The organism is Ramlibacter aurantiacus, from assembly GCF_016722895.1.
In the GTDB taxonomy this organism is placed as follows: domain Bacteria; phylum Pseudomonadota; class Gammaproteobacteria; order Burkholderiales; family Burkholderiaceae_C; genus Ramlibacter; species Ramlibacter aurantiacus.
This window is the reverse complement of record NZ_JAEQNA010000001.1, coordinates 997073-1022765: the sequence shown is the minus strand read 5'-3', so window position 1 is coordinate 1022765 and position 25693 is coordinate 997073. Positions and strand designations below refer to the sequence as shown.

The following is a 25693-nucleotide window of genomic DNA, read 5'->3' as shown; positions in this document are numbered from 1 at the left end:
CAGGCCCCGCTCAATACTGGCCCTTGGGTTCCAGCCCCAGCAGGTACTGGCCCACCATCGAGGAGACCGCGTCCCAGTTGAGGCTGTAGTGGCGGGCGATGGAGTTCGCATCGCGCCACATCCGCTGGATCGGCTGGTCCAGGGCGAGGCCGGCCCCGCCGACGCAGGCAAACACGGCCTCCACCGCCTCCTTGGACAGGCGGGCCGCGAACGCGTGGTCCCGCCGGTTGCGGATCCGATCGGCCACGGTGATGGCCTCGCCGCGCAGCGCCAGCCGCTCCACGTCGGTGGTGTCCCGATCGAGCAGCAGGCGCGCCGCGTCCACCGAGGCGGCCGCTTCCGCCAGGCGCGACTGCACCGGGAAGAAATCGGCCAGCCGGGCCCCACCGCCAGCCGCCGCACCCCGCGTGACCCGGCTGCCGCAAAGCTCGATGAAAGCGTCGACCGCGCCCTGCGCCGTCCCCACGATCGGGGCGACCAGGCACACGGGCACGGCGGACAGGAAGGGGATCCGGTAGATCGGGTTGCCGTTGGCCTGCGAGCCCGGAGGGCGGCCCGAGGAAGCCTCGGCGAAGGTGATCTTGCGGTGGCCGGGAACGAAGATCGGATCGTCGATGCGGATGGCCTTGGAGCCGGTGCCGGCCTGGCCGGCGACATGCCAGTCGTCCTCGATGACCCAGTCCTTGCGCGGGGCCAGCAGGAAGCCGGGTTGCGGCGGCGCGCCCTTCTCGGCCGGCGGGAAGTTCACCCCCAGCAGCGCCCACTGCGAGTTGTCCACGTTGGAGGCGAACAGCCAGCGTCCCTGGATCATGTAGCCGCCGTCGACGGCCTGGGCGAGCGTGGCCGGGGCATAGGAGCCGCAGGCGATCGCATCCGGGTCATGCAGCCAGACATCGTCCTGCGCCTGCTGCGGGAAGGTGCCGATCAGCCACTGGTGGATCGCTCCCAGCGAACAGCCCCAGGCCGAGGCGGTGCAGCCGCGCGCCAGCTCGCCGATCACGTCCATGAAGGCCGTGAATCCGTACTCGTAGCCGCCATAGCGCGCCGGCTGCATCAGCCGGAAGAAACCCGCTTCCCGGAAGGCGCGGGTGGTTTCCTCGGACACGCGGCGCTCTCGTTCGGTGGCCGGCGCGCGCGCTCGCAGCACCGGCACCAGTTCGCGTGCGTTCGCAAGGATCGTTTCCAGCGGCGGTGCCGACGAGACGGGCGATTGGCGACCCGGTGCGACGGGCAGCGCGGACGAATTCATCAAGGTGGACGAGGGGGCTTGAGGCATGGTCGGGACCCGGTTGTTTAGTGGAAACTGCACGTTTAGTGTCGGACAGGATATTTGCATTCGCAATCGAAATTTGGTCGGGGTTTACCCGCGCCGGGCTAAATCCGGCTGGCTTAAGATCCGTGCATGAGCAAAGGAGTCGAACGCAACCCGGCGAAAACGGTCACTGCCAGGGGCCCGCGCCGGCGGAGCCGGCAGGATGATGTCCAGGCGCCGGCGGTGCCGGCGACCGCGGAATTTGATCTGGCCGACGCGGTGCCTTACCTGGTCACGCGAGCGGGGATGCGCATGGGCCAGGCTTTTTCGAAGCAGCTTCGATCGTTCGACCTCAACCTGGCCGAGTGGCGCGTCTGTGCGGCCCTGCACGAGAGGCCGCACCAGCGGCTGTCGGACCTGGCGGTGCAGACGACGGCGGAGCCTTCGACGCTGTCCCGGATCGTCGACGGAATGATCCAGCGCAAGCTGGTCGCGCGCGAGCGCAGCGAAGACGATGCGCGAGCCATCGCGCTGCGGCTCACACCCGAAGGGGTCGACCTGACCCAGCGGGTGATCCCGCTGGCGCAGCTGTACGAGCGCGTCGCCCTGGCCGGGCTTTCCAAGCCGCAGGTCGACAGCCTCAAGGCCATGCTGCGAAAGCTCTACGACAACATGGCCGTGCTCGACCCCGGGAGCTGAACCCGGCGCGGTCCGGGCTCAGCGGCAGCGCTCGAGAATCCTTTCTTTTTCAAGCAAACCAACCCGATCCGCAGGCTCAGATCCGGCTCGTCCAGCGCTTCTCGTACTGGTTCTGCTCGAACTCCGAGACCATGAAGTCGATGAAGGTGCGCACCTTGGCCGACAGGTGCTTGCGGCTCGGATAGCTGATGTTGATCTGCAGGCGCGGCAGCTCCCAGTCGTCCAGCACCGGCACCAGCCGCCCCGCCACGATGTCCTCGTAAAGGATGTAGCTGGGCTGGATCAGGATGCCCAGGCCGTTCAGCGCGGCGGCCCTGAGCACCTGGCCGTCGTTCGACTCGAGCAGGCCGGGCGCCGAGACCGTCTGCCGGTCGCTGCCGCGAGCGAACTTCAGCTCGTGCGGGTTGTTGGCGTGCACGTAGACCAGCAGGTCGTGCCCGCGCAGGTCCGCGGGGGATGAGGGCCTGCCCCGGGCCGCCAGGTAGCCGGGTGAGGCCGCCAGGACGCGGCGGGTCGCGGCGAGCCTGCGGATGGTGATGCTGCTGTCCGGTTCCCACTCGCGCGTGCGGATCGCGACGTCGATGCCCTCGTCGATGATGTCCAGGTAACGGTTCGCGGTCTCCAGGTGCACGCGCACCTGCGGGTAGCGGCGGTGGTACTCGGGCAGTCGCGGCGCGATGACCTGCATGGCGAACGACAGCGATGCGCCCACCCGCAGCAGCCCCGAAGGACTTGCCGCGCTGCGGTGCAGCGTCGATTCGGCGTCCTGCAGTTCAGCCAGCACCTGCCTGGCACGCTCGACGAACTCCTGCCCTTCGCCGGTGAGATAGAGGCGCCGCGTGCTGCGCTCCACCAGTCGCACGTTCAGGCGGCTCTCGAGGGCGGCCAAATGCCGCGTCGCGGCCGGTCTGGACAGACCCATCGCCTCGGCGGCGGCGCTGAGGCTGAGTTTGTCGGCGACCTGGACGAAGAGCGCCAACTCGGTGAACCGGTCCATCGTTCCGTGCCTTGGAAAAGTCAATTCCAGCAAGGGACTTTCACTTGCCTTCGCAAGATTCTAGAGTGGCGCGTATCGGGCCCTGCGAGGGGCCCGGCCATAACGGAGCCGCCATGCGCAACCTGAACCAGGACAACATCACCCAAGCCGTCATCGCCAGTTTTTCGGCGACCGAAGACCCGCGGATCAAGCAGATCATGACCAGCCTGGTGCAGCACCTGCACGCGTTTGCGCGGGAGGTGAAGCTGACCGAGGCGGAGTGGTTCCAGGGGATCGACTTCCTCACTCGCTGCGGCCACATCACCAGCGACAAGCGCCAGGAGTTCATCCTGCTGTCGGATGTCCTGGGCCTGTCCATGCTGACCGTGGCCATGAACAACGACAAGCCGGCGGGCTGCACCGAATCGACCGTGTTCGGGCCCTTCCATGTCGCAGGCGCGCCGCACTACGAGCTGGGCGCGGACATCGCCAACGGCGCCAAGGGCACGCCCTGCCTGGTGCGCGGAAGGGTCAGCGGCCTGGACGGAGAGCCGGTGCCCGGGGCGGTGCTCGACGTCTGGCAGTCGGACGACGACGGTCTGTACGACGTGCAGCACGAGGGGCTGGAGCAGGCGCAGGCGCGCGGCGTGGTGACCGCGGACGCGCAGGGCCGCTACCACTTCCGCTCCATCCTGGCCGTGCCGTACTCGATCCCGCACGACGGCCCGGTCGGCCAGTTGCTGGAGGCGACGGGACGCCACCCGTGGCGTCCGGCGCACCTGCACTTCATGGTCACGGCACCCGGCTATGAAACCCTGATCACCCACGTGTTCCGGGACCGCAGCGACTACCTGGATTCCGACGCGGTGTTCGGCGTGCGCCAGTCGCTGGTGTGCGACTGGGTCCAGCAGCCCGATGGCAGCTACCTTCTGGAGTACGACTTCGTGCTGAACCCGGCGGCGGCGCAGCGGGAAGCGGCATGAGGGCGTTCGTCTACAGCGGCCAGCCGGCCCGCGTGGTGTTCGGCGCGGGTTCCCTCGCGCACCTGGAGCGCGAGCTCGATCTGCTGGGCGCCAGGCGCGCGCTGCTCCTGGCCACGCCGGGGCACGCGGACCCCGCCGGTGACATCGCGGATCGCCTGCCTCGCCGCGTGGTCGGTGTCTTTGCGCGGGCGGCGATGCACGTGCCCGTCGAGATCGCCCGGCAGGCCCGCGAGGAAGCCCGCCGCCTCGATGCCGACTGCGTCATCGCGTTCGGCGGCGGCTCGACCACCGGCCTTGGCAAGGCCATCGCCCTCGAGTCGGGGCTGCCGATCCTGGCCATCCCCACCACCTACGCGGGCAGCGAGATGACGCCGATCTACGGCATCACCGAGGACGGCCTGAAGAAGACGGGCAGCGACCCGCGGGTGCTGCCGCGAACGGTGATCTACGACCCGGCACTGACACTGACGCTGCCGGTGGGCCTGAGCGTGACCAGCGGCATCAACGCGATCGCCCATGCGGCCGAAGGCCTGTATGCCCGGGACGGCAATCCGGTGATGGACCTGCTGGCCGAGGAGGGCATCCGCGCGCTGGCGCAGGCCTTGCCCGCGCTGCGCCAGCGCGCCGACGACCTGGCTGTGCGCGGCGACGCACTCTACGGCAGCTGGCTTTGCGGCACGGTGCTGGGAAACGTCGGCATGGCGCTGCACCACAAGCTGTGCCACACGCTGGGCGGCAGCTTCGAGCTGCCGCATGCGCAGGTGCACACCGTGGTGCTGCCGCAGGCGATGGCCTTCAATGCCCCGGCGGCGCCGCTTGCCATGCAGCGCATCGAGCGCGCCCTGGGCACGTCGGGCCGGGCCAGCGCGCCTGCGGCGCTGTTCGACCTGGCGCGAGACAACGGGGCGCCCGTATCGCTGAAGGAGATCGGAATGCGCCGCGAGGACCTGGACCGCGCGGCGCAGATCGCCGTTGGCAATCCCTACTGGAACCCACGTCCCATCGATGCTGCGCAACGCGGCGAGATCCGCGATCTCTTGCAGCGCGCCTTTGACGGCGTGCGGCCGGACTGAACGAATCGTGATCGGTGCCGAAGGCGCGCCGGAGCGCTGAGCTCGCCCGGAGGCGCCACACCCGGGCGACACGCCTGAACAGGAGCAAGTCGCCGCAGCCGTCCCCGCCGCGGCGCCGGTGCCGCGCGAATGGACGCATGCTTGCCCCGGCCGATGCTGCCATTCACGCACACCCGTCGTTGCCACCAGGCTGGCCTGAAACGCTGACCGACGATCGCTTCCCATGTCCTTCAAGACCGTCGTGTTCGCATGGGCCTGGCTGCCCGGTGCCATCCAGCAGAAGCAGGATGAGCTTTCAGATGCTCAACGCCATGTTGACCCGAGCTTGGATCGAATGCCCAACGGCAAAGTTCGAGCCTGAGTCCAGATTCACACGCCGCGGAGCCGCAGGTCGACGCTCGTGCTCTGGTCCTACGGTAGCCCACGTTTGAGAGACGCCACTGACTGCTCGATGCTTGAGGTCCATGGCTAGGACCTTGCCATGACATATCGACCATAGACTTCCCCGACAGCCGCCAGCACCATCAATCGCGGCGTCTACCCGTTTGGCCCTGATTGACTCGGCTCAATCGACGCAGGGAACAGTGCTGTCATTACCCAAGCCAGGTTCCATGAAAATCCTCATATACCTTGGATGGCTGCTCGTCGTGTCCCTTGCCGCTTGCGCGAGTCCGTACAAACCGACCCTGGATGGCCCTGCGGCTCGCATCCGGTTTGTCACCAGTCACCCGAACTCAGTCCAGGGGACGGACAGCACTCGGGTCAATTTCCATCCCGGAAACTGCAGCCCGCCGGCAACTGGCAACACCGTCGATTCCCGCTCCCGGACGATCGCCCGGCTGACAGGGAACGGGTTGCTGGGCACCTCTGTACCGGCCGTGCCGGCCGCGTGCCTGCGCACCTGCAGTTAGCGCTGCTGTCGCTTGGCGTGGAGCAACCGTGTCCATCGCGACAGCCGCGAACAATGGGATTTAAGGCAACTTTGCAAACCGGTTCAAAGGAGACGTCATGCGGAAGCCAAAGTGGCCACTGATTTGCATTGCATTCAGTCTCATGTCTTGTGGTGGTGGGGGTGATGGTGGTGAGCCGATTGCCGCCGCACCGACAGCTCCAGCGCCTCCGGCGGCGGCACCAACGGCGCCGCCGCCGGAGGCGCCTGCCCAACCATCAGGTCCTCCTGCTCAGTCCTCACTACCGGTCAGTGGTTATCGAAGTGATCGAGTACTGAGCATGTCCTCGATTTCGGCAATCGTGGAGAATGACCTCTATTTCGTGGGTGCGGACGGCACATTTCGAGCACCAACGCCGGCCGATCTTCAGTTCTCGTCGACCACATGGCGGAATCCGGATACCGGTGCCACGTCGACACAGACGTTCGACGTGCAATCTGTCGATTGCGGTACATCGGCGCAGACATTTCCTAAGGGTAATTACTCTGCAATGATGCTGTTCGACCGTAGCGGCAGCATGTCATCCAACGATCCTGGCGACCTGTCCCTCCAAGCCGGGCAAGTGTTCGCAGACGCAATGACAGCGGCAGATGAGGCGGCGGTCGCCGCATTTCCGACGAGCGCATCCAACAATCGGCCCAGCGAATTCAACATCTACACGGGATTTACGGCCGACGTCGGCCGCATCAAATCAGCGGTTCGCTCCATTGGAGGACCCGACGGCGGAACACCCTTGTACAGTTCCATCATGTCGAGCTTGTCGTACACATCTTCCCAAGGCGGTAAAGCAAACAAGGCAGTCTTGGCATTCACGGATGGCCAGAACAACGAAGGTGCAGCGACGGAAAACGATGTCATCAGTGAAAGCAAGCGACTACAGATCCCTGTGTTTCCCGTCGGTTTGAAAGAAGGGGATAACGGCGCGTTGGCGCAAATCGCCAAGGAGACCGGAGGCTCGTTCTTTTTCGCCTCGGAAGCACAACAACTCTTCGCCGCTTACAAGTCGCTCGCGGCGATCCTCAGTGGCAACGCCAGCACCTGTAAGGTGACGGTCAAGACGGACCTGAGCGGAGATGCGGCTCAATTTGTGCAAGGCACCGGCAGGACATGGACATTCACCCGCGCCGTCAGAATCGACGGGACGCTGGTGCCGTTCACGTTCAAGCAGGCCTTCGATGTGGTCAATCGTTAAGTTGGAATGCGACTCGGTGAACGGCGTCATCGCCCGTTTTGCGCGATTCCGAAGAACGCCGAGCTCAACTTCCTGCCGAGAAGATCGAACGCGCGGCTCCCGGTGCTGGTGGGCGGCTTGTCCTACCGGCACCGAGCACCGCGGACACCACCCACCAACAGAACCCCGACCCGACTCTCACAAGTAGAGGAAGCCACGGGTCCCTTCGCGTGGATCGAGATGAAAGGCGTGCTCGATCGACATCGGCGGGTCCACCAACCCGGGCTCATCCAGCCCGGGGATGAAGAGCTGGTGGATGCGGCGCGCCGAGATGTCATTCTGATGGGGCATCTTCACCGTACCCAGCGGTCCCGTCTTCGCCGGAGTGACCACGGAATTGGCAAGGCCTCGCCAGGCCAGCAGGTCCCGGGCCACGCGGGCACGTACCAGGACACTCGCGTCACTCCACTCCGGAGGCACGAGGCACAAGACCCGCATTGCAAGACCGATGAAGATCTCCTGGGCGTTCGCAAAGTTGACCAGCTTCTCGAACTCGCTCCTCTCGATCCACCATGCTCCTTGTGCGACATGGCGAGGCGACATGCCGTGTCCTCCGAATCGGTAAACGGTCGAACGACGTTTCAGCTCGAACCTGGAAGGACTGGCCATTCCTCCGGTCCTGGCGCGAGCAACGACGTTTCCATGCTGGTCGACGATGGCCCGGTCCGGCGACAGGTCCGTGCCCAACGCCCGCAATCGGCTCGTCGGATGTTCGAAGGCGGCACTGTTCGCGAAGACTCCCATGGCTGACCTTTCCCCTGACGGGAATGGATCATTAGAAACATGACGGGTCGGCCATGTCCCCTGCGGTTTGTCCCGTCGCCGGATGACGTGTGTCCCGGGAGTCGGTGGACCGCTTACACCTTTGCAGATCCGGCATCAGGTTCATGAGGCTTTTCCGAGAGGGCAGGCACCCGCGCCGCCCGATCACCTGCCCTGGTAGGTGGCTTGTCCTGGGACCGCCGTGACGACCGACCTATGTACGGGCGTGCAGGCCCTGGCTCAAATAGGGCCGGGCTGGTGGACAGGATGAGCTTTGAATTTGTTCGTGTTGGCGTCATCCTCTTGTCCCTTCGTCCATTGCCCGAATGCCCAGCCAGTGATTCTCTGCGGTAGCCCATCGTGAACTCGTCCACAGACCAGGAACCTGATCCAGACAAGACCGTGCTTCGAAGCGGCTCGCCGAGTTCGCAAGCGCCGGGCACATGGCCGGAGAACGCGCTGCCACCGGGCACGCAACTCGGTGAATTCGAGATCCGGGGGGTGATCGGGGAAGGTGGCTTCGGAATCGTCTACCTGGCTTACGACGGCTCGCTCCACCGCATGGTCGCGCTCAAGGAATTCATGCCCTCGGGCATGGCCTCGCGAACGCAGGCCCTGCAGGTGACCGTCCGGTCCCGCCAGCACGTCGAGACCTTCTCGGCGGGCTTGAAGAGCTTCGTCGGGGAAGCCCGGTTGCTGGCGCGCTTCGATTCGCCTTCGCTGGTCAAGGTGTATCGGTTCTGGGAAGCGAATGGGACCGCCTACATGGTGATGCCGTTCTACGAAGGCGTCACGCTGCGCCAGTCCTTGCGCGAGGGCCGCGTCGATGCCAACGAGCGCTGGCTGCGTGCCATGCTCGTGAACCTGTTCGACGCCGTGGAGACCATCCACGGGGAGCATTGCTATCACCGTGACATCGCGCCCGACAACATCCTCATCCTGAAGGACGGCAGGCCGCTGCTGCTGGACTTCGGAGCCGCCAGGCGGGTGATCGGGGATACGACGCGCGGGCTCACCGTCATCCTCAAGCCCGGCTTCGCTCCCATCGAGCAGTACGCGGACTCGCCGGGCATGAAGCAGGGTCCGTGGACGGACATCTACGCGCTGGGGGCCGTGGCGTACTTCGTGATCACCGGCACGGCGCCACCGCCATCGGCGGCCCGGATCGTCGGAGACGAGATGCTTCCCGCGCGCGAAGCCGGACGCGGGCGGTACAGCGAGAACCTGCTCGATGCGATCGATCACGCGCTAGCCGTCCACCCGAGCCAGCGTATCCAGAACGTGTCGGAGCTTCGGAAGGCCCTGGCGGAAGAGAGCGGGCCGCGGACGATGCCCGGGGCGGTGCGCACCATTGGCAAGGCAGCGGGTGCCGCTGCGGTCCAGCCGCCGAGAATCGAGCCGCAGTTGCGGACATGGCCCCCCTCGCTGCCGCCCGGCAGCACCACGGCCAACCCAGGCGATCGGCACACCATGGGCCAGCCCGAGCCCAAGGCCGGCAACAGGAGCCGGACCGGCTGGGCAATGGCTGGCGTGGCCGGGGCAGCCGTGACGGGCGCAGCCCTGTTCGCATACCTCTTCGGATCAGCAACCGGCGAAGAAGCCGGCGCTTCCGACGCGCGCTCGTCGACGGAGGTGGCCGCTGCCGGCCCGTCCGTCAGCGGTCCGGCGCAGCCATCTCCACCACCGTCGGCACCACCGGCTGCACCGCGCGCTTCAGTTCCATCAGAGCCAGCGTCCGCGTCTGTCCAGGGACCGGTACCTCCAGCACCCGCACCCCTGCCGGATCCGCAGGCGACCAGCCCCCCGTCGCGTTCCCCTGCGCCCGGAACAGACACGTCCCCGCCTCCGGCGGCGGCGGGCGCTGCGAATCCATCAGTGGCCCTGGCACCCGGTCCGGGGCTGTCCCCCGAGGACGAGTTCTGGAGGGGCGCCACCATGCGGGACACCGCCGCTGCCTATGAGGCGTATCTCCGGCGCTATCCGCGCGGCAGGCATGCCGATGCGGCACGGATGATGCTGGAGGCCAGGCAGACCAGGCTCGCGGCAGCTCCTGCTCCGGCGGCTGCGCCGGTGCCGCCTGCGACGGCTCCTCGCGCCGCGACGGCGCCCACCCCACCGGGCGCGGGATCCGCACCGGCCGATGCCGCACCCGCTTCGGCACGTCCGTTCGAGCCAGCTCCATCGCAGATCACCGTCACCCGGCCACCGCCGCTGCTGCCGGCTGCGCCTGGAGCCCGCGAGCAGGTTTCGCCCGCAGCGCCGTCCAGGACGGAGGCCGCGCCCCCGAACTTGGTCGGATCGGCCCCGGCCGCGGCAGCGGTGCCGCCACCGCCCGCCGCCTCACCTGCGGCGCCCACTGCTGCGCCAGCTGCGCCAAGAGTGGCAGCGGCCCCCGGTCCCTTCGCACGCGATCCGGCGACCGGTGCCCTGTCCGGCAACGGCCAGATCACCTATCCCAACGGCGACCGCTTCGAAGGGCGCATGGTCAACGGCAGCAAGGAGGGCAAGGGGACCTTCGAGTGGGCCAATGGCCAGCGATACAGCGGCGAATGGGCCGGTGACGTGCCGCACGGGCAGGGCACGATGCGCTTCGCCAGCGGACACGTCTACACGGGCGAATGGGTGAAGGGAAAACAGCACGGCAAGGGCGAGTTCGTCTGGGCGAACGGCCAGCGTTACCAGGGCGAGTGGTCGGCGGACCAGCCGCACGGTGAAGGCAGCATGCGCTTCACCAACGGCGACGTGTACACCGGCCGCTGGGTGAACGGACACCGGCAGGGCAGGGGCCAGTTCGTCTGGGCCAATGGCCAGCGCTACACGGGCGACTTCGCCGCCGACGAGCCGCATGGCCAGGGCAGCATGCGCTTCGTGAGTGGCGACACCTACACCGGCAGCTGGGTCAAGGGGAGGCACCACGGGCACGGCAAGTACCTGTGGCCCAGCGGCACCTTCTGGGAGGGCGAGTTCAGGGACGGCAAGAAGACGGACAACGGCAAGACGGTGTTCGCGGACGGCCGTTCGGTCGATGGGCCGGGAATCGAATCGGCCGGAGGTCCTCCGGCGGAGCCGGCGCGTCCTGTCGAAGGCAATGCCCGGTGAGGCCCACGCCCGCGCGGCGCGACTTGCGCATGAACGCCGTGAGGTGACCCGGTCCCGCGCCGGCTGCCTGCCGCCTCACCCCGCGAGGACAGCTTGAGCGCGGCGGTCGATGGCTACGGGCTCCCCGTGGGCACGCGGCTCGGGGAGTTCGAGGTCGTGGACCGCCTCGGCCAAGGCGGGTTCAGCATCGTCTACCTCGCCCGTGACCATTCGCTGGACCGCGACGTGGCCCTCAAGGAGTACATCCCCGCCACCTTTGCGGTGCGCAAGGACACCCGCTACGTGGGTCCCCGGTCCGAGGAACACCGCGAGATTTTCGCGATCGGGCTGCGCAGCTTCATCAACGAAGGCAAGCTGCTCGCGCAGTTCGAGCACCCGGCGCTGGTGAAGGTGCACCAGGCCTGGGAGGCCCACGGGACGGCCTACATGGTCATGCCCCTCTACAAAGGCCCGACCCTGAAGCAGGCGGTGCAGTCCATGCCCGGCCCTCCGGACGAGCCCTGGCTGCTCGACCTGCTGGCGCCGCTGATGGCCGCGCTCGGCGTCATGCATGCGCAGAACTGCTTTCACCGCGACGTCGCGCCCGACAACATCCTGCTGCTTGCTGAGAACGGCCAACCGGTGCTGCTGGATTTCGGTGCCGCCCGGCGCGTGATCGAGGGCATGTCCGAATCGCCCACGGCCATGCTCAAGCCGGGGTATGCCCCCGTGGAGCAGTACAACACCATCCCTGGCCTGAAGCAGGGTCCGTGGACCGATGTGTACGCGCTGGGCGCCACGATCCACTGGGCCATCACCGGGCGCCCACCGCAGGACTCGAGCACCCGGCTGATGCACGACGCGGTGGTGCCCCTGGTCGAGGCGGCGCAGGGCCTCTACAGCCCATCCTTCCTGCAGGCGGTGGACCATGCCCTGGCCGTCCTGCCCGAGCACCGCACCCGCTCCATCGAGGACTTCCGGCGCGAACTGGGCATCGGCACGGGGCAGGGGGGCAGGGCGCCGCCTGGCCCGTGGATTGATCCCGAGGCGACCCGCATCGACCCCGTGGCCCGCCAGCCCACCCGCCCCGGGACGGTCACGCCGCCGTGGCCATCGACATCCGGCGCGTCGCGGGAGCCGACCATCGTCAAGCCCGACGCGACAGGCCCGGCCGGTCGGCGGCAGCGAGCCGGCGCCGAGCCGGCACCTTCGAGTCCGGAGACTGCGCGAGCAGCGAGCTGGCGCTACGGCCTGCTGGCCGGCGCGGTGCTGCTGGCCCTGGTGCTCGCCTGGATCGTCCTGCGCCCTGGGCCGTCGACGCCCGGCGCCGGGCCCAGCGCGCCGGAACCGGTTCCCCTATCGCAGGAACCGGCCCCGCCCGGCGCGCCCCCGCCGCCCGTGCCGCCCCCGCCGCCCGTGCCGCCCCCGTCGCCCGTGCCGCCGGTGCCGCCGGTGCCGCCGGTGTCGCCGGTGTCGCCGGTGTCGCCGGTGTCGCCGGTGTCGCCGGTGTCGCCGGTGTCGCCGGTGTCGCCACGCTCTGCACCGCCACCTGCACCGCCACCTGCACCGCCACCTGCACCGCCACCGGCGTCGCCACCTGCGTCGGCGCCGGCGACACCGAAACCTCCATCGCCGCCGGCGACCACAGAACCCCCCTCGCCGACCCCGCCTCCTCCAGCCAACCGGGCGCCGCCTGCGCCGCCGGCTCGCCCGGTCATGCGGCCTCCCGAGCCCAACCAGGCCGAGTGCGCGCGCCTGATCACGCGCCTGTCCTTGGGGGAGAGCCACCCCGAGCTGCTCGATCGGGTGCGTACGCTCGGCTGCCGCTGACCGGGCTGTAAGCGCCGCTTCGGGATTGATCCAGAAAATGGACTCATCCCGGGTGGTTCTAAATCGGGACAAATCTCCTGGACGGCAACGAAGACCCCCTTCCTAGAATGACTTGCCGATACGAGGCGCGGGCAAGCCAGCGCCAGCTGGCGAGTCCGTTGGGATCTGGAGAAGGGTTGCTGGTACATGAACTCTCGTCACCCTGGGCACCTCCCTCGCAAGGGCTGGATTGCAATGGCGCTCGGCCTGATGGCCGCCTCGCTGGCTGGATGTGGTGGTGGCGCGGGCAGCACCGGCAGCCCCGAGAACAGCGGCCCCACCAAGACCTCGCTTCGCGTGGATGCGGCCGACGTCGACGGCGACAGCTTGCGATACCAGTGGCGTGTCACCGGCGGCACGATCGAGAACCGTAATGCACGCGAAACCGTATGGACCCTGCCGGAAGGCCCGGGCCTGCATTTCGCCTATGTCCTGGTGTCCGATGGCAAGGGCGGTTACGTCGAGCAGCAGTACGCGGCATCGAGCGACGCCATCGGCGGGGAAGGGCGGGCGCCGCAGCCGGTGAGCCATGTCCCACCGCCCGTGACCGAGATCGCCGGCGCGCCGCGGCGCCTGCGATTCCACGCCAGCGGCGATACCAATTTCGCGCCACCGGGTGGCGGTGCAGCCGTGAGACGCATGGTCTACCTGCCCGACGTGCAGGTCCAGGTGGTGTCTGGCGCAGAGGTGGTGTTCAGCGGCGCGTCCGACCTCAGTGGCGAGGTCAGCCTGCCCAAGCTTCGTGCAGGCGAAAGCTACCAGGTCCGGTGCGCGACGAATCAGGGCGCCGTACTCGAACTCTGTGGCCGGTTCACTTTGGAACAGGACGCCAAGGCTGCTGTGGTCACACTCGAATCCCCAACGAGAGACGCGCGCAACGGCGCGCGAAACCTCCGACTGCACGGACACGTCGCCCTCGCCGACGGCGGCGTCTGTGGCACGGAGAACGAGTTCCTGGGTATACAGAGTGCAGCCACGGTCCAGTTGCTTGCGGTAGACGGCACATCACTGGCGCCGCCGGTTCGCGTCAATCGTTTCGGCGACTATGCAATCGATGCGGCGGTCGCGGTCACGGCCAGGCTCAAGCTGCGCGTGCAGTGCGAGTCGTACGCGACTACCCTGGACTTGCCGCCGCCGGCATCGCCTGTGCTCGGATATGTGAGCAGCTCCCCGGTCGAGCTCTCGCACCAGATCCCGAACAGCCGGCCCCGTACCGTGAAGATGCTCGCCAGTGGTCCCGACGGGAACGTTCGCGGCGAGATGTTGCAGCTGGAATTCGAGGGCGATCAATCCAAGGCCCTGCCGCAACCGGACCACTTCCTGACCTACAAGGGCAAGGACACGCGGCGCAGCGCTTGCATGTACTACCGCTCTTTCGGCGCTGCCGGCGACTGTGATGACCAGGGGCGGATGGTCCGACCCATCTCGTTCGAGGACTGGAAGCGGCAGCACAAGTTCAAGCCCTACGCCGGCACCAACACGGAGTATCGGGCCGACTTCATCAACCGCATGGACCTGAACCTGGTCCGGCGCATGGTGGCCACGGAAAACGCTCCCGATTCGATCGCCTTCTACGTCTGCAACCATCCTGGGCCGGATGGAAGCACGCAGGCCGAAGTCGACAGGGTGATCGAAGCGGGTCTGCGGGACGAGAAGCGGGTGGCCTGCGTCGCGATGGAATGGACCACCACGCCGGGCGTCAACGCGGGCTTGCCCTTCACCAAGTTCCTGACCTTCGCGCCCGATGGATCACTGCTGCCGTCCATCAATCTCGACGGCCGTGGTGAGAAGTTCATGCCGGGTGCGTGCGTGGCCTGCCACGGCGGCACGCAGTACAACGGGCGCTTCCCCGACAAGGGCAACCCCTCGCCCTACCTCGGGGCGAGGTTCCTGCCCTTCGACACCGGCAACTTCCGCTTCGGCTCCAGCCCGCGCCTGACCGAACAGGCCCAGAGCGAGGCGATCTTCGAGCTGAACCGGCTGGTGCGTGCGACCGAACCTTCGACATCCAAATCGCCGAGCACCGCGACCACCCGACTCATCGACGGCTGGTATGCACACGGCGGCAAGACCCTGGACAAGAGCTACGTGCCGCCGAATTGGCGCGTGGACGAGACGCAGGCACATGCCGGTGCCGGGAAGTTCTATCGCGAGGTGATCGGCTCTTCCTGCCGCACCTGTCATACCGCGCTTGGAGACAACTTCGATTGGGACTTCATCGGACCTCTTGGACTCAGGACGCAAGCGGAGCCCTACGTCTGCGGTGGAACGCCCGATGTAGCGCGCAACGCGACCATGCCCAATGCACTGGTGACGATGAACCGTGTCGCGGAGCGGACCCGGACCGATCCCACTCTCGCGGCATTGATGCGCAACTTCCTCGGGTGCGATTCACCTCGGCCCGATCCGGCGTATCCGAAGCGCTGATGGTGGCGCATGGCAGAAGGAAATCGATTCATGAACCAGTCGCTTCGCAGGCCGGCTTGGACCACGTTGCTGATGACGGCGGCCCTGTTCGCCGGCTGCTCCAGCCCGAACATGCCTGCGCGTCCTTCGGCGGGCACTGCTAGCCCGCCGCCGTCTGCAGTGGTGCGCATGACGGGGGATGTCGCCGCGCCACCGGCCGCGGCGCACGTCGCGAGCCCGCTTCCGCAGCCACCGGCCGTCGCCGTGCCGCCCGCGGCGGCGCCAGCCACGCGAGCGGCCGCTGCAACACCCGCTCGGGCCGACAGCAACTTCGTCGCGCCCGCCCCGGTGCCCTTCGAGAACTCCGTCACCCGGGCCGGCCAGGACCTGTTCGCGCAAGCCCGCACCCGGCTGGGGGACGAGCCGCGCGTGCTGGTCATCGATCCGCTGATCGACGCCAACACCGGTGCGCAGACGGTGAGCACCGCCCAGATGGGTGAGCAGCTCGAGTCGATGGTCAAGGCGCGGCAGGCACGCTGGACCGTCCAGCCGCTGACCCGGCAGGCGCTGGCCGATAAGCCCTTGCTGCTGATCGGAACCCTCACGCCGGTCAACGTGGAACGGGCGGTCGACACCGTGCCGGATGCGTTCCGCGTCTGGCTCACGCTGATCGACTTGCGCACCGGCCAGGTCATCGCCAAGCAGATCGACCGTGCGACCGCGGATTCGGTGAACCCGGAGCCCTTGCCCTTCTACAAGGACAGCCCGACCTGGCACCGGGACAAGACCGTGCTGGGCTACATCAACTCGTGCCAGGTCAACACCAAGATCGGCGACCTGGCGGACCCCGAGTACCTCGCCCGCCTGCCGGCCGCGGCGGTGGTCAACGAAGCCATCCTGGCCTATGGCAAGGGGGAGATCCCGCTGGCGAACAAGCTGTACAAGGAAGCCGAATCACTGGCTGACCCGGGTGACCTTCGGGTGCTGAACGGGCTCTACCTCACCAACTGGCAACTGGGGCAGCGTGAGGCGGCGCGCGATGCCTTCGCCCGGCTGGTCGACTCGGGCCTGGAAGCCAAGCGCCTGCCGGTCAAGTTGCTGTTCCAGCCTGGGCGCACCACCTTCAATGAGATCGGCGACCTGCGCGAGCAATACCAGATCTGGCTCGCCTCGCTGGCGCAGCAGACCGGCAAGGCCGCGGCCTGCGTGCGCATCGTCGGCCACACCAGCCGCACCGGCAGTGCGCGGGTCAACGAACGGCTCTCGCGCCAGCGCGCCGAGGCGGTGCAGAAGATGCTGGAGCAGCGCAACCGCAGCCTGGGCACCCGCCTGACCGCCAGCGGCGTGGGCTCGCGCGAGGCGCTGGTGGGACTGGGGACGGACGATCAACGCGATGCGCTGGACCGGCGGGTCGAATTCAGGGTGGTGGATTGTGTTTGACGTCTCGAACTGCCAGATCCGATGTGGGAGATGGAAGATGCTCGCACGCTACCTGATATGTCTTGCCACGTCGGTCATCCTGATCTCCGCGGCAACGGCGGCGGATGTAGACGTCCCCCCTCTTTACAGTAGCCGCTGCTCTTCTTGCCATGGCACTCCACCGGGCGTGGAGGGGAAATTCAACATGCCGAACCTCGGGGGCGATGACCGCCTGGGGGCCGATGCAGCCTTGCACAAGTACTTGCAAGAGTTTGTTGCCACCAGTGATGCCAGCGGTATTTATCGGGGGACCTCCCCAATGCAGGGTGTGCTGAATATCAATGAGGTTCAGCTTATCCGCGAGTACCTGATAACCGTTCGGGATGCTCTGGTATTCCTCGATGGCCGCAGAATTTATACGTCGGCAGAAGGATCCCACACCTTCACAACCCCTGTCCAAGTTGGATCATCTAGTGATGCGGTCACTATCCGTATAGCAAACACTCGCGCGAAACCGCTCCAGGTCGTGGGCCTTGCGGGGGCGATGACCCACCTAAGCATCTCCCGGAATACCTGTATTGCTCCGCCGAGCCCGCCGAGCCCGCCGAACCCCCCCGTGGTAGCTGGCTCGGCGGGAACAATCGCTGAGGAATGCGAAATTGACATCAAGTTCTCCCCAGCGGCAGGAACGAACAATGGTGACAGCTTATCCTCCGTGATCGATCTGAATCTGAGGTTCGCAGCGGGGCAGACGCCTTCAGACGTTCAATATCGGATTCGCTTTACGGGGACGTCCGCAGGCCCGCCCCCGGTTGGTCCTATTTTCTCAACTGCGGGATTCGACGCGCTCCGACAATTCTCGGCGCCGCCCGATGGTTCCGACACGCTTTGCCCAACCATTCAGAACGCGGGCGATGGAATCCTGACGCTCGACTTTTCGGTGCTGCAGGCAAATGACGAAGCTGATCATTCCTCGTATTTCGAGTGGGGCGACAACGCGAGGTGTTCGGCGGCGCACCGCCCTTGCAATGCCTCCATAGGGAGCCCCATATCTGGTGAAACGACGCTCCGCCCCGCAGATTCGGCCTGTACCTTGGCTATTCGGTTCAACCCCTCCAAGTTTGGCGAAGCTGGCCGCACTGGCGCGCGTAACGCCATGCTGCGGGTGATACACAACGCCCCCACGGCCGGGACGGTGGCAGACTTTCTGATGACCGGTGACGTGGCGACCGTGAACCGACCCCGCATCGGTCTGTTTACAAGCCCGAGCGCTGTAGCAGGACGAGTATCTCCGCCGGCATTTGCTGCTCAACCCATCAATACCACGAGTGCGCCGTGGAATGAGTTACTCGTGTTCAACACGGGCACTGCAGACGGACTCGACCTCAATCCTGTCACATCCACCAACCCGGACGGGTTCGCACTTACCGACGACTGCGCGTCAGCGCCGCCCTTGCCCAGAATCACGAGCGGCAGCAACGCCCCCAACTGCGCGATAACGTTGCGCTTTACACCGAGACGCCTGGGGCAAAGTTGTACGACGGTGACGATTAGCGCCGCAGTCAGCAGCAATGGTGCGCAAGCAGTTGAGGTCTGTGGGAACGGGGTGGCCGTGCCAGGCCCGCTGTTGACGCTCTCACGCGAGTCGATCGATTTCGGCCGTCGAGCGATCAATGGCGCGTTTCTGCCTGAACCCGTTGTCATTGGCAATGGCGAAGGAGCGAGCTCCTTTCTGCGCATCAATACAGTGTCTCTGTCCGGCGGCGGGTTCGTGATCGTGCCGGATCCCGCCACGCAATCGACCTGTGACGACCAGGTGCTTGCCCCGGGGGCGAGTTGTACGGTGTATGTCCAGTTCACCCCTGACCCGACGCGACCTGAAGCAAGCTACAGCGGCTCCTTGCAGATCAATACCGACGCCCCGTCAGCTCCTACACGTACCGTCGGCTTGTCGGCCGTCGCCGGCACGCTGGAATCCCCACCGGTGCTCGTGTTCGCCGACGCGCCGGGACCGATCACTTTTGCCGGCTTCGTCATCGCGGGTCAACAGTCGGAGCGGCCTGGGATGGTGGTGCTGCGCAACGCGGGTTCGGTGAACGCCGGGATCCACGCGATTCGCATGGTTGGCGCGGATGCATCCAACTTCAGCGTCAGCGGGTGTCCTGCGGTGATGTTCCCGGGAGGTTCCTGCGTGATCAGCGTCCAATTCGTGCCTGGCAGCGGCGGCGCCAAGCATGCGCAGCTGGAGGTGGTCTCGTCCTTCGGCATTCCCCCGCCGCTGGTCGCGGTGAGCGGACGCGCGGTCGGTGGCACCTCGGCCCACCTGACTGCCTCCAGCTCCAGCATGGCACTGGGCAGCGTGCGAGTAGGAGCGCAATCAGCGCCGCTTGAGTTGAGACTCGCCAGCGCGGGTGATGGCGTGCTCGAGGTGACCGCAATTAGCGCCGATGCGCCGTTCAGCGTTCAATCCAAAACCTGCCCAACGCCTCCATTCACGCTGACACGGGGCAGCGACTGCACCGTGTCCGTGATGTTCACGCCAACGGATGGGAATGCAGCGACGGGAATGCTGCGCGTGAGCACCGATCTGGACGCCAAGGCACTCGAGGTGCCACTGGCCGGTAGTGGGCAGGAGCGAACCGATGTCTCGAGCGGCGGCTGCTCGATTGCTTCCGGCGACGCGCTGGCCGACCCGACGCTCTGGGCGCTGGTGCTGCTCGCTGCTGCCGCGGTATTCCATCGGCGCCGGACGGCGGCGCGAGTCAGGTGTCCATGACCTTCGGCCGGCTCCGCGCGGCAGGGGGCGGATGGTTTCGCAGGCATTCCTACGGACCGCTGATCGCAGCGGGCGTGCTGGTGTCGGTCGTGGCAGCGGCAGCAGCAGTTCACGAATGGCCACGCATCGTCATGCTGCTGGTGGTGGCGCCGCTGGTCGAGGAGGCACTGTTCCGGAGCGGCATGCAAGAAATCTTGCTGCGACGCTGGCCTGCATGGCCGGCGATGGCGGCGAATGCGCTGACGGCGGTCGCGTTCGGCGCGGCGCATGCCTTGGCACGCGACGATGCGACAGCTTTCGCCGTCGTCATCCCCGCGCTGGTGATCGGTGTGGTGTACGAGCGCACGGGCAAGCTCCGTTACTGCGTTGCACTGCATGCGGTGATGAATGCCGGATGGCTCGCCTGGCACATGGCGGGAATGTCAGTCCGGGGCTGATTCGCCCCCGCACCCATTGAAGAGCAATAAGAAACGGAACACCGATGCACACAAAGATTCTGAGGTACGCAGCCGGTCTGCTGTGCTTCGCCGCCCTGGAAGCCCACGCCCAGTTCGACCACTCCTTCTACGGCGTGCTCGACCTCTCCTACGGCCGCTTCGAGCGCAGCGGCTTCTACCGCGAACACCGCTTCAACAGCAATTCGCTCAGTGCCAGCTTCGTCGGCGTGAACGCCACCTACGGCCTGGAGGGCGGCTGGACGCCGGGCATGACGCTGGAGACCTTCCTGCGCTTCCAGGACTGGCGCCTCGGCCGCAACAACGACGACCCGCTGTTCTCGCGCAACGCCTTCGTCTCGCTGGCCAGCCCCTACGGCACGGCGCGCGTCGGCCGCCTGCAGACCTTCCTGTTCGACACCACGGCGCGCTTCAACGCGCTGGGCAACTCGCCGGCCTTCTCACCCGCGCTGCGGCATGTGTTCGGGTCGGGCAACCTCGAAGGCGTGCAGGGCGATTTCTACTGGAACCGGGCGATCAGCTACAGCACGCCAAACTTCGACGGCATCACCGGCAACCTCATGTACAGCCAGGGCGACAACTCGGCGCGCGGCGACCGCTACGCCGCCAGCCTGGTGGTGGCCAAGGGCCTGTTCGCCGGGGCGCTCTCGGCGCAGCGCGTGCACCGGGACGACGGCATCGACGACCTGCTCAGCGAAAACGCGTGGCAGCTGGGGGCCACCTACAACTTCGGCTTCGCGCGCGTGTTCGGTCTCTACACGCGCACCCGCGACAAGGGGCTGGACGTGCGAAGCCACCTCGCGACGGCCGGTGTCGCGGTCCCCGTCGGGCCCGGCACCCTGCAGGCCCAATACGGCCGGGCCCAGGCCGACGGCCCAGCCGTCGACCGGCGGCACGGCACGGCGAGCGCGGCCTACCTGTACCCGTACGACAGCGTGACCGACATCTACCTGATCGGCATGGACGATCGCGTGCGGGGGCAGACCCGCGGCCTGTCGGTCGCGGTGGGGGTGCGCTACCGCTTCTGAAGGCGGCAGCCCCACGCGGTGTGCCACGTCATGCGGTGTGGTGAAAGGTGGGTGTCTTCTGGATCATGTCGCCCGGGCGCGTGTCGAGCGTCACGAATAGGATGGCGCCCCCGGCTTCTTCGACCGCGTTCAGCAGACGTTGGCGCTCGTCGGGCTCGATGACTAGGCAGCCGTCGCTTCCTTCTTCACCTCGGCCATGGATCAGGAACGGCGCGTCTGTGTAGTCGCGCATGGCGAAGTCCGTCAGCTGGTTGCCCTTCGGCGTGAGCTTGGCGACCGGCTTTCTCATCTTGCCCTTGTACTCACTCGGTTTCTCGATGCGCCAGCGCCCGGGCGGCAGCGCGCCGCCCCGCACATCCTCTGACTTGTCCGTCGCGCGGTACGGTGAGAACGAATCCATCGAGCGCTCTTCCTTGCCCTTGGTGCGGCCACGGCCGCCCCCGGTGACCGCATGGATCCGGAACGACTCTTTGCCGATCTGGCCGATCAGGGTTTCGGACCAGACGTAGTAGACGAGATCGAAGGTGGGTTTCGGCATGGCGGCTCCTGTGACGTGGTGGTGGATGGCTGGAGTGATCGGCGGTCACCCCCCTCCCCGGCCGACGGATGGTCGATTCGCGGAAGGTCGTTGCTCGCCGCTGGCGTGCCGGCGGTTTCCGGCGCGGCCGGCGCGAACAGGGTTCGAGGCAGATCGTTCGAATCCAGCCGCTCGCAGATGAGGAATTTGCTCGCCCCTACCGCCGGGGCCGCATACCAGCAGCTCTTGCCGCGCAAGCCCTGGTGCCATTGCAACGAGTGCGGAACCGAATCGCTTTCGCCATCCGGTTCCGGCGGGTTCAACCGGTTCAGGCGGCCCTCCAACTCGTCCACCGACCACTCCCGGTCCAGCGCCGAGAAGGCCAGGTCTTCCAGCTGCCCCAGCCAGGCCCAATGCGCCGCCGCCTGCGTGAGCGCTGGCGGAACCTCGAAGGTCGCCACCAGCGTGAACGGGTAGTAGCGCCCCACCCGGTCCACCGAGGGCATCAGCACGCCGCTCCAGGTGCGCTCGTCGATTACGCCGGGCATCAGCAGGAAGCGCCAAGCCGGGCTCTGCAGGTAGCGGTCCAGCCAGTCGGGCTGCGCCTGCAGCATCGCCAGGCCCTGCGACAGCCAGGCATCCCAGGGCTCGAGGAACCTGGCGTCCAGCCGGCGCGACGCGAAGTCGCCGAGCGAGGGCAGCTTGCCGTGCCAGCCAGGCGCGCTCACAGCGACCCCGGGCAACGGAACTGCCGCAGCTCCCGCATGCGGTAGGGGTTGAAGGCGCTGTTCGCCACGACCTCCAGCCGCGCCTGGCTGGCCCCGCGGATCATCAGCAGCCCGAACCGTTCGGGCTGGGCAGCGGGCAGGACCTCGAAGTGGTCGAACATCCGGAACGCGGCCCAGGGTCCCTCGAATTGCAGCGGGGGCGATGTGCCGAGGTGCACGCGCAGCTGCGACACCGCGCGCGGGGCCGGAACCGTGAGGGAAGCCGTCGATCCCGGGGTGATCGTGGTCACCTGGCCATCCATCTCCAGCTTCACCTCCTTCACGTCACCGCTGAACTCCACGGCCCGCAGGTCGTGCCGGAAGTTGGGCATGCGGCCGCCACCGCGGAAGAAGACGTCCCGGATCCGCGCCGCGCGCTGGAACTCCGCCAGCGAGCCCTGGGCCGCGGGCCGGCTGCCGTCGGCCAGCGGCTTGTACGACCAGGGGTTGGTGCCGGTGTCCACCAGGTGGGCCAGCCGGCGCTGGAAGAACTCGTCCAGCAGGCCGCCGGGTGCGAACAGCTGCCCGAAGTCCCCCGGCAGCACGTCGGCCCGCGAGCCCGCCGCCAGCGGGTACCGGTTGGCCACGGCGCGCGCGCAGAACTCGTAGATCGGCCGCAGCTCCCCGGCCAGGGCACTTTGCTCCGCCTCACGCCCGGTGCGCGTGCCCGAATCGACCAGCGCCTGCACGGCAGACTGCACCGAGGGGGGCAGCTGCGCCGCGGCCGCCTTCAGTTTCACGGCATCCACCGGCGGCGGCGTTGACCGGGATTTCTGGGCCGCATCGACCGCGGCGAGCTGGGCATGCACGTCGGCGAAGATCCGCGTCATCTGCTCGATGGGCGCAGGCTGGCCGGCGAACAGGCGGTGCAACGAGGCGAATCGGTCATCGACGATGCGCTCGATGGGGCCCTGTCCCGCGACCGGTGCCGGGCCGGTGTCGACCAGGCGCGAGATCTCCTTCTTCGCCTGGTTGGCGGCCGCCGCGGCCTGGCCCAGGGCCGAGGGTTCCCTGGCCGCCGGGCTGAGAACCGTTTCCCGGGCCGCGGCGCGCAGGAACGCGGCCATCGGTGAGTCGGGGCCGCTCAGCACGCGTGCCGAATCGATGGAGGCCTGCAGGCCTGCCGGCGGCGCGAGCCGCACGTCGGCCAGCAGCCGTTCCCAATGCCGCGCGTAGTCCTCCAGGTAGAGACGGCGAACCCGGTTCTCCAGCTCCGCGCCCAGCGCCACCGCCACCGGCCGCGAGGCGCGGCCCAGCACCCAGGCGTCCTCCGCCGCCATCTGCGCCGACACCCGCGCGAGCGGGCCCTGCTGGAACACCTTGGCATAGCCATCGCGCGTGTAGAGGCCCGGCACCCCGCGCGACAGCGGCTCGCCGCTGGCGCGTACCAGCACGTTGGCCGCCTGCGGTCCGGCGGCACCGGCCACGGTGAACTCGGGCAGCTCGGCGCGGTAGCGCCGATGCAGTCGGCTGTAGATGCGGTATTCGAGCGGGAAGGAGGCCAGCATGTCGCGCGTGCCGGCCACCAGCTGGGCGTCGGCCGGCGCGATGGCGGCCGGCGCTCCCAGGGCCAGCATCGCATCGAGGTGTCTGTCCAGCGCCTGCCGCTGCTCGGGGGCCAGTTGCCGTAACTGCTCGTCCCAGTCGACCTCGACCCAGGCCTTCAGGGCCTCGGCATTGAAGTGCTGGGGCGAGTACACCATCAGGTAGGCCTTGAGCGCCTCGTAGGCCTGTTCGAGGTTGTTGCGGTTGCTCGCGCGCAGGCGCTCCTCCAGCCGACGCACCACCCGCGGGGCCAGGCCGTTCTGCAACAGCTTCTGGTAGCCGGCCTGCGCCCCCGCATCCAGCTTCTCGCCCTGGTAGAGGCCCAGGGTGTGCAGCAGGGGCGGGTCATCGACCGGGAAGGCGCCGGCGGCTCCTGCGGTCGCGGCCGCGTCCAGCACCGGCAGCAGCCGCAGCACGTCGGCGCCGGACGACGGCAGCGCCTCGGCGGCGGCGCGCAGGGGTGGCACGCGCGCGGCCACTTCCTCGGCATGGCGCACGTTACGCAGATAGCTGACCGCCCACCCGGCCACCACGAGCAGCGCCGCGACGCCCACCGCGGCGAACCCCGCGACCCGGGTCATCCGGCGGCGGCGCTCCGCGGCTGCATTGAACGAGACCAGGTGTGACTCGGCGAACACCACGTCCTGCAGCAGGCGCCGCAGGAAGTAGCTGCGGCCACGCCCGCTGGGTGGACGGGATGCGCGTTCCTCCATGCCGAAGGTCCGCGAGAGCATGCCCATGACCCGATCGATGGGCGTGCCTTCCTGCGTGCCGCTCGTGAAGTACACGCCCCTGAGGGTGACGCCCTCGTGCGGTCCTGCGCTGCTGCCGAAGACCCGCTGCAGGAAGTCCGACAGCACGGGCCGCAGCGCTGCGAACTCGGAGCCGAACCCGAAGATCAGCCCGCGGCGGACCGGGTCGCGCTCGGCGCGCAGGCGGTCCAGCAGGCCCGCGCCCAGCCGCTCCTGCAGCAGCCGGTACTCGGACTCGAAGTCGCGCAGGGGATCGGACGGATCGAAGCGGTCCGCCCGGAAGGTGAAGCCCCAGACCTGGTCCCGGTCCTCCTTGCCGAGGAGCTCGAAAGTCTCGGTGAATCCCCCGATGAGGTCGGCCTTGGTGACCAGCACGTAGACCGGCGGCCGCACCCCCAGCTTGGCCTGCAGTTCGGCCAGGCGGCTGCGCAGCTTCACCGCGTGCTCTTGCCGCAGCGTGTCGTCCTGCTGCAGCAGGTCCTGCACGTTCACGGTGAGCAGTACGCCGTTGATGGGGCGCCGCGGCCGCGCCTGGCGTAGCAACGAAAGGAACCGATTCCAGGCGGCCGAGTCGATGCTGCGATCGGATTCCTGCAAGGTGTAGCGGCCGGCGGTGTCGATCAGCACGGCTTCGCGGGTGAACCACCAGTCGCAGTTGCGCGTGCCGCCGATGCCCTGCACGGAGCGGCGTTCGGGGTCTTCGACGACGAAGTGCAGGCCCGCGTTCAGCAGCGCCGTGGTCTTGCCCGAGCCGGGGGCGCCGATGAACATGTACCAGGGCAGGCCGTACAGGCCGTCGCTTCGGCCCAGCAGCGCGCGCCGCCAGCCGGCGCCGGGCTGCAGCCGGCCGATGGCTTCGTCGAAGCGCTGCTTCAGCACCTGGCCTTCGCGGTCGGCGGCGGACTGCGGCCCGCCGATGCCCTGCAGCAGCATCGCATTGCGCCGGCGCCGGCTCCCGATGCGCAACGCCACGTAGCCGGCCCAGGCGACCCACAGCACGGCCAGCGTCACGATGCGCGTGGAGGTGTCCGCGAGGATGGCCACCTGCCCGATCGACACCAGCGGGCCGATCCACCAGACCAGGGCCGACAGCACCGCCATGCCCAGCGTGCCCAGGACGAGCGGGCTGGCCAGCGTTCGCAGCAGGGATTTCAT

The 25693-nt window shown here is 67.6% G+C and carries 18 protein-coding genes; 12 read left to right on the top strand and 6 right to left on the bottom strand.

Translation table 11 applies throughout. From position 1 onward, the window contains the following. Window positions 1–10: 10 nt before the first annotated feature. Entirely contained in the window at window positions 11–1276 is a 1266-nt protein-coding gene (locus JI739_RS04715; protein WP_201682659.1) for an acyl-CoA dehydrogenase family protein, read from the bottom strand. A 126-nt stretch (window positions 1277–1402) separates the two neighbouring features. On the opposite strand from JI739_RS04715, the gene JI739_RS04710 reads away from it, so the two are divergent. Beyond that, window positions 1403–1951 (top strand): MarR family winged helix-turn-helix transcriptional regulator, encoded by a 549-nt coding sequence (locus JI739_RS04710; RefSeq protein ID WP_201682658.1) that lies wholly within the window; start codon window positions 1403–1405, stop codon window positions 1949–1951. 76 nt (window positions 1952–2027) lie between these two features. Here the strand turns inward: JI739_RS04710 and JI739_RS04705 are convergent, their stop codons facing one another. Next, window positions 2028–2948 carry a LysR family transcriptional regulator gene (locus JI739_RS04705; RefSeq protein ID WP_201682657.1) on the bottom strand — a complete coding sequence of 307 codons (921 nt, stop codon included), beginning with the start codon at window positions 2946–2948 and terminating at the stop codon, window positions 2028–2030. Between the two features lie 113 nt (window positions 2949–3061). On the opposite strand from JI739_RS04705, the gene JI739_RS04700 reads away from it, so the two are divergent. The 4 genes from JI739_RS04700 to JI739_RS04685 all read left to right on the top strand — a co-directional run bounded on the left by JI739_RS04700 (window position 3062) and on the right by JI739_RS04685 (window position 7125). Next, entirely contained in the window at window positions 3062–3910 is an 849-nt protein-coding gene (locus tag JI739_RS04700) for an intradiol ring-cleavage dioxygenase (RefSeq protein WP_201682656.1), read from the top strand. Next, complete coding sequence (locus tag JI739_RS04695; RefSeq protein ID WP_201682655.1) at window positions 3907–4983, top strand: maleylacetate reductase; 1077 nt, start codon at window positions 3907–3909, stop codon at window positions 4981–4983. The genes JI739_RS04700 and JI739_RS04695 overlap by 4 nt, the downstream gene beginning before the upstream one ends. 223 nt (window positions 4984–5206) lie before the next feature. After that, complete coding sequence (locus JI739_RS04690) at window positions 5207–5344, top strand: hypothetical protein (RefSeq protein ID WP_201682654.1); 138 nt, start codon at window positions 5207–5209, stop codon at window positions 5342–5344. An 869-nt stretch (window positions 5345–6213) separates the two neighbouring features. Then, window positions 6214–7125, top strand: a complete 912-nt coding sequence (locus JI739_RS04685; RefSeq protein WP_201682653.1) for a vWA domain-containing protein — start codon at window positions 6214–6216, stop codon at window positions 7123–7125. 177 nt (window positions 7126–7302) lie between these two features. On the opposite strand, the gene JI739_RS24920 is transcribed toward JI739_RS04685, so the two are convergent. Continuing rightward, on the bottom strand, window positions 7303–7908 hold the full coding sequence (locus JI739_RS24920) for a hypothetical protein (RefSeq protein ID WP_236589060.1): 606 nt from the start codon (window positions 7906–7908) through the stop codon (window positions 7303–7305). A gap of 420 nt (window positions 7909–8328) precedes the next feature. Between JI739_RS24920 and JI739_RS04675 the strand changes: the two genes are divergently transcribed. The 7 genes from JI739_RS04675 to JI739_RS04645 all read left to right on the top strand — a co-directional run bounded on the left by JI739_RS04675 (window position 8329) and on the right by JI739_RS04645 (window position 20957). After that, window positions 8329–11025: a protein kinase domain-containing protein gene (locus JI739_RS04675; protein WP_354003677.1), complete on the top strand. Its 2697-nt coding sequence runs from the start codon at window positions 8329–8331 to the stop codon at window positions 11023–11025. A 93-nt stretch (window positions 11026–11118) separates the two neighbouring features. Further along, window positions 11119–12834, top strand: coding sequence for a serine/threonine protein kinase (locus tag JI739_RS04670; RefSeq protein WP_201682651.1), 1716 nt, complete (start codon window positions 11119–11121; stop codon window positions 12832–12834). 336 nt (window positions 12835–13170) lie between these two features. Next, a complete protein-coding gene (locus JI739_RS04665) occupies window positions 13171–15300 on the top strand; it encodes a hypothetical protein (RefSeq protein ID WP_201682650.1) in 2130 nt (709 codons plus the stop codon). A gap of 30 nt (window positions 15301–15330) precedes the next feature. Beyond that, window positions 15331–16719: an OmpA family protein gene (locus JI739_RS04660; RefSeq protein ID WP_201682649.1), complete on the top strand. Its 1389-nt coding sequence runs from the start codon at window positions 15331–15333 to the stop codon at window positions 16717–16719. Between the two features lie 37 nt (window positions 16720–16756). Beyond that, window positions 16757–19474, top strand: coding sequence for a choice-of-anchor D domain-containing protein (locus JI739_RS04655; protein WP_201682648.1), 2718 nt, complete (start codon window positions 16757–16759; stop codon window positions 19472–19474). Then, window positions 19471–19911 (top strand): JDVT-CTERM system glutamic-type intramembrane protease MrtJ, encoded by a 441-nt coding sequence (gene mrtJ / locus JI739_RS04650; RefSeq protein WP_201682647.1) that lies wholly within the window; start codon window positions 19471–19473, stop codon window positions 19909–19911. The genes JI739_RS04655 and mrtJ overlap by 4 nt, the downstream gene beginning before the upstream one ends. A gap of 44 nt (window positions 19912–19955) precedes the next feature. Beyond that, complete coding sequence (locus tag JI739_RS04645) at window positions 19956–20957, top strand: porin (protein ID WP_201682646.1); 1002 nt, start codon at window positions 19956–19958, stop codon at window positions 20955–20957. 28 nt (window positions 20958–20985) lie between these two features. On the opposite strand, the gene JI739_RS04640 is transcribed toward JI739_RS04645, so the two are convergent. Genes JI739_RS04640 through tssM form a run of 3 tightly spaced genes read right to left on the bottom strand, consistent with a single transcriptional unit; the run spans window position 20986 to window position 25693 of the window. Then, the gene (locus JI739_RS04640; protein ID WP_201682645.1) at window positions 20986–21495 is read right to left on the bottom strand and encodes a hypothetical protein; all 510 of its coding nucleotides are present in this window, start codon (window positions 21493–21495) and stop codon (window positions 20986–20988) included. Further along, window positions 21444–22202 (bottom strand): type VI secretion system-associated protein TagF, encoded by a 759-nt coding sequence (gene tagF / locus JI739_RS04635; RefSeq protein ID WP_354003676.1) that lies wholly within the window; start codon window positions 22200–22202, stop codon window positions 21444–21446. The genes JI739_RS04640 and tagF overlap by 52 nt, the downstream gene beginning before the upstream one ends. Continuing rightward, window positions 22199–25693 (bottom strand): type VI secretion system membrane subunit TssM, encoded by a 3495-nt coding sequence (gene tssM / locus JI739_RS04630; RefSeq protein ID WP_201682643.1) that lies wholly within the window; start codon window positions 25691–25693, stop codon window positions 22199–22201. The genes tagF and tssM overlap by 4 nt, the downstream gene beginning before the upstream one ends.

What these genes read in the sequence shown, in the direction of transcription:
- JI739_RS04660 (WP_201682649.1), top strand. Translation starts at nt 15,331, where the DNA reads ATGAACCAGTCGCTTCGCAGGCCGGCTTGGACCACGTTGCTGATGACG.
- JI739_RS04640 (WP_201682645.1), bottom strand. Translation starts at nt 21,495, where the DNA reads ATGCCGAAACCCACCTTCGATCTCGTCTACTACGTCTGGTCCGAAACC.
- tssM (WP_201682643.1), bottom strand. Translation starts at nt 25,693, where the DNA reads ATGAAATCCCTGCTGCGAACGCTGGCCAGCCCGCTCGTCCTGGGCACG.
- JI739_RS04695 (WP_201682655.1), top strand. Translation starts at nt 3,907, where the DNA reads ATGAGGGCGTTCGTCTACAGCGGCCAGCCGGCCCGCGTGGTGTTCGGC.
- JI739_RS04655 (WP_201682648.1), top strand. Translation starts at nt 16,757, where the DNA reads ATGCTCGCACGCTACCTGATATGTCTTGCCACGTCGGTCATCCTGATC.
- JI739_RS04690 (WP_201682654.1), top strand. Translation starts at nt 5,207, where the DNA reads ATGTCCTTCAAGACCGTCGTGTTCGCATGGGCCTGGCTGCCCGGTGCC.
- mrtJ (WP_201682647.1), top strand. Translation starts at nt 19,471, where the DNA reads ATGACCTTCGGCCGGCTCCGCGCGGCAGGGGGCGGATGGTTTCGCAGG.
- JI739_RS04705 (WP_201682657.1), bottom strand. Translation starts at nt 2,948, where the DNA reads ATGGACCGGTTCACCGAGTTGGCGCTCTTCGTCCAGGTCGCCGACAAA.
- JI739_RS24920 (WP_236589060.1), bottom strand. Translation starts at nt 7,908, where the DNA reads ATGGGAGTCTTCGCGAACAGTGCCGCCTTCGAACATCCGACGAGCCGA.
- JI739_RS04700 (WP_201682656.1), top strand. Translation starts at nt 3,062, where the DNA reads ATGCGCAACCTGAACCAGGACAACATCACCCAAGCCGTCATCGCCAGT.
- JI739_RS04715 (WP_201682659.1), bottom strand. Translation starts at nt 1,276, where the DNA reads ATGCCTCAAGCCCCCTCGTCCACCTTGATGAATTCGTCCGCGCTGCCC.
- JI739_RS04710 (WP_201682658.1), top strand. Translation starts at nt 1,403, where the DNA reads ATGAGCAAAGGAGTCGAACGCAACCCGGCGAAAACGGTCACTGCCAGG.
- JI739_RS04685 (WP_201682653.1), top strand. Translation starts at nt 6,214, where the DNA reads ATGTCCTCGATTTCGGCAATCGTGGAGAATGACCTCTATTTCGTGGGT.
- JI739_RS04645 (WP_201682646.1), top strand. Translation starts at nt 19,956, where the DNA reads ATGCACACAAAGATTCTGAGGTACGCAGCCGGTCTGCTGTGCTTCGCC.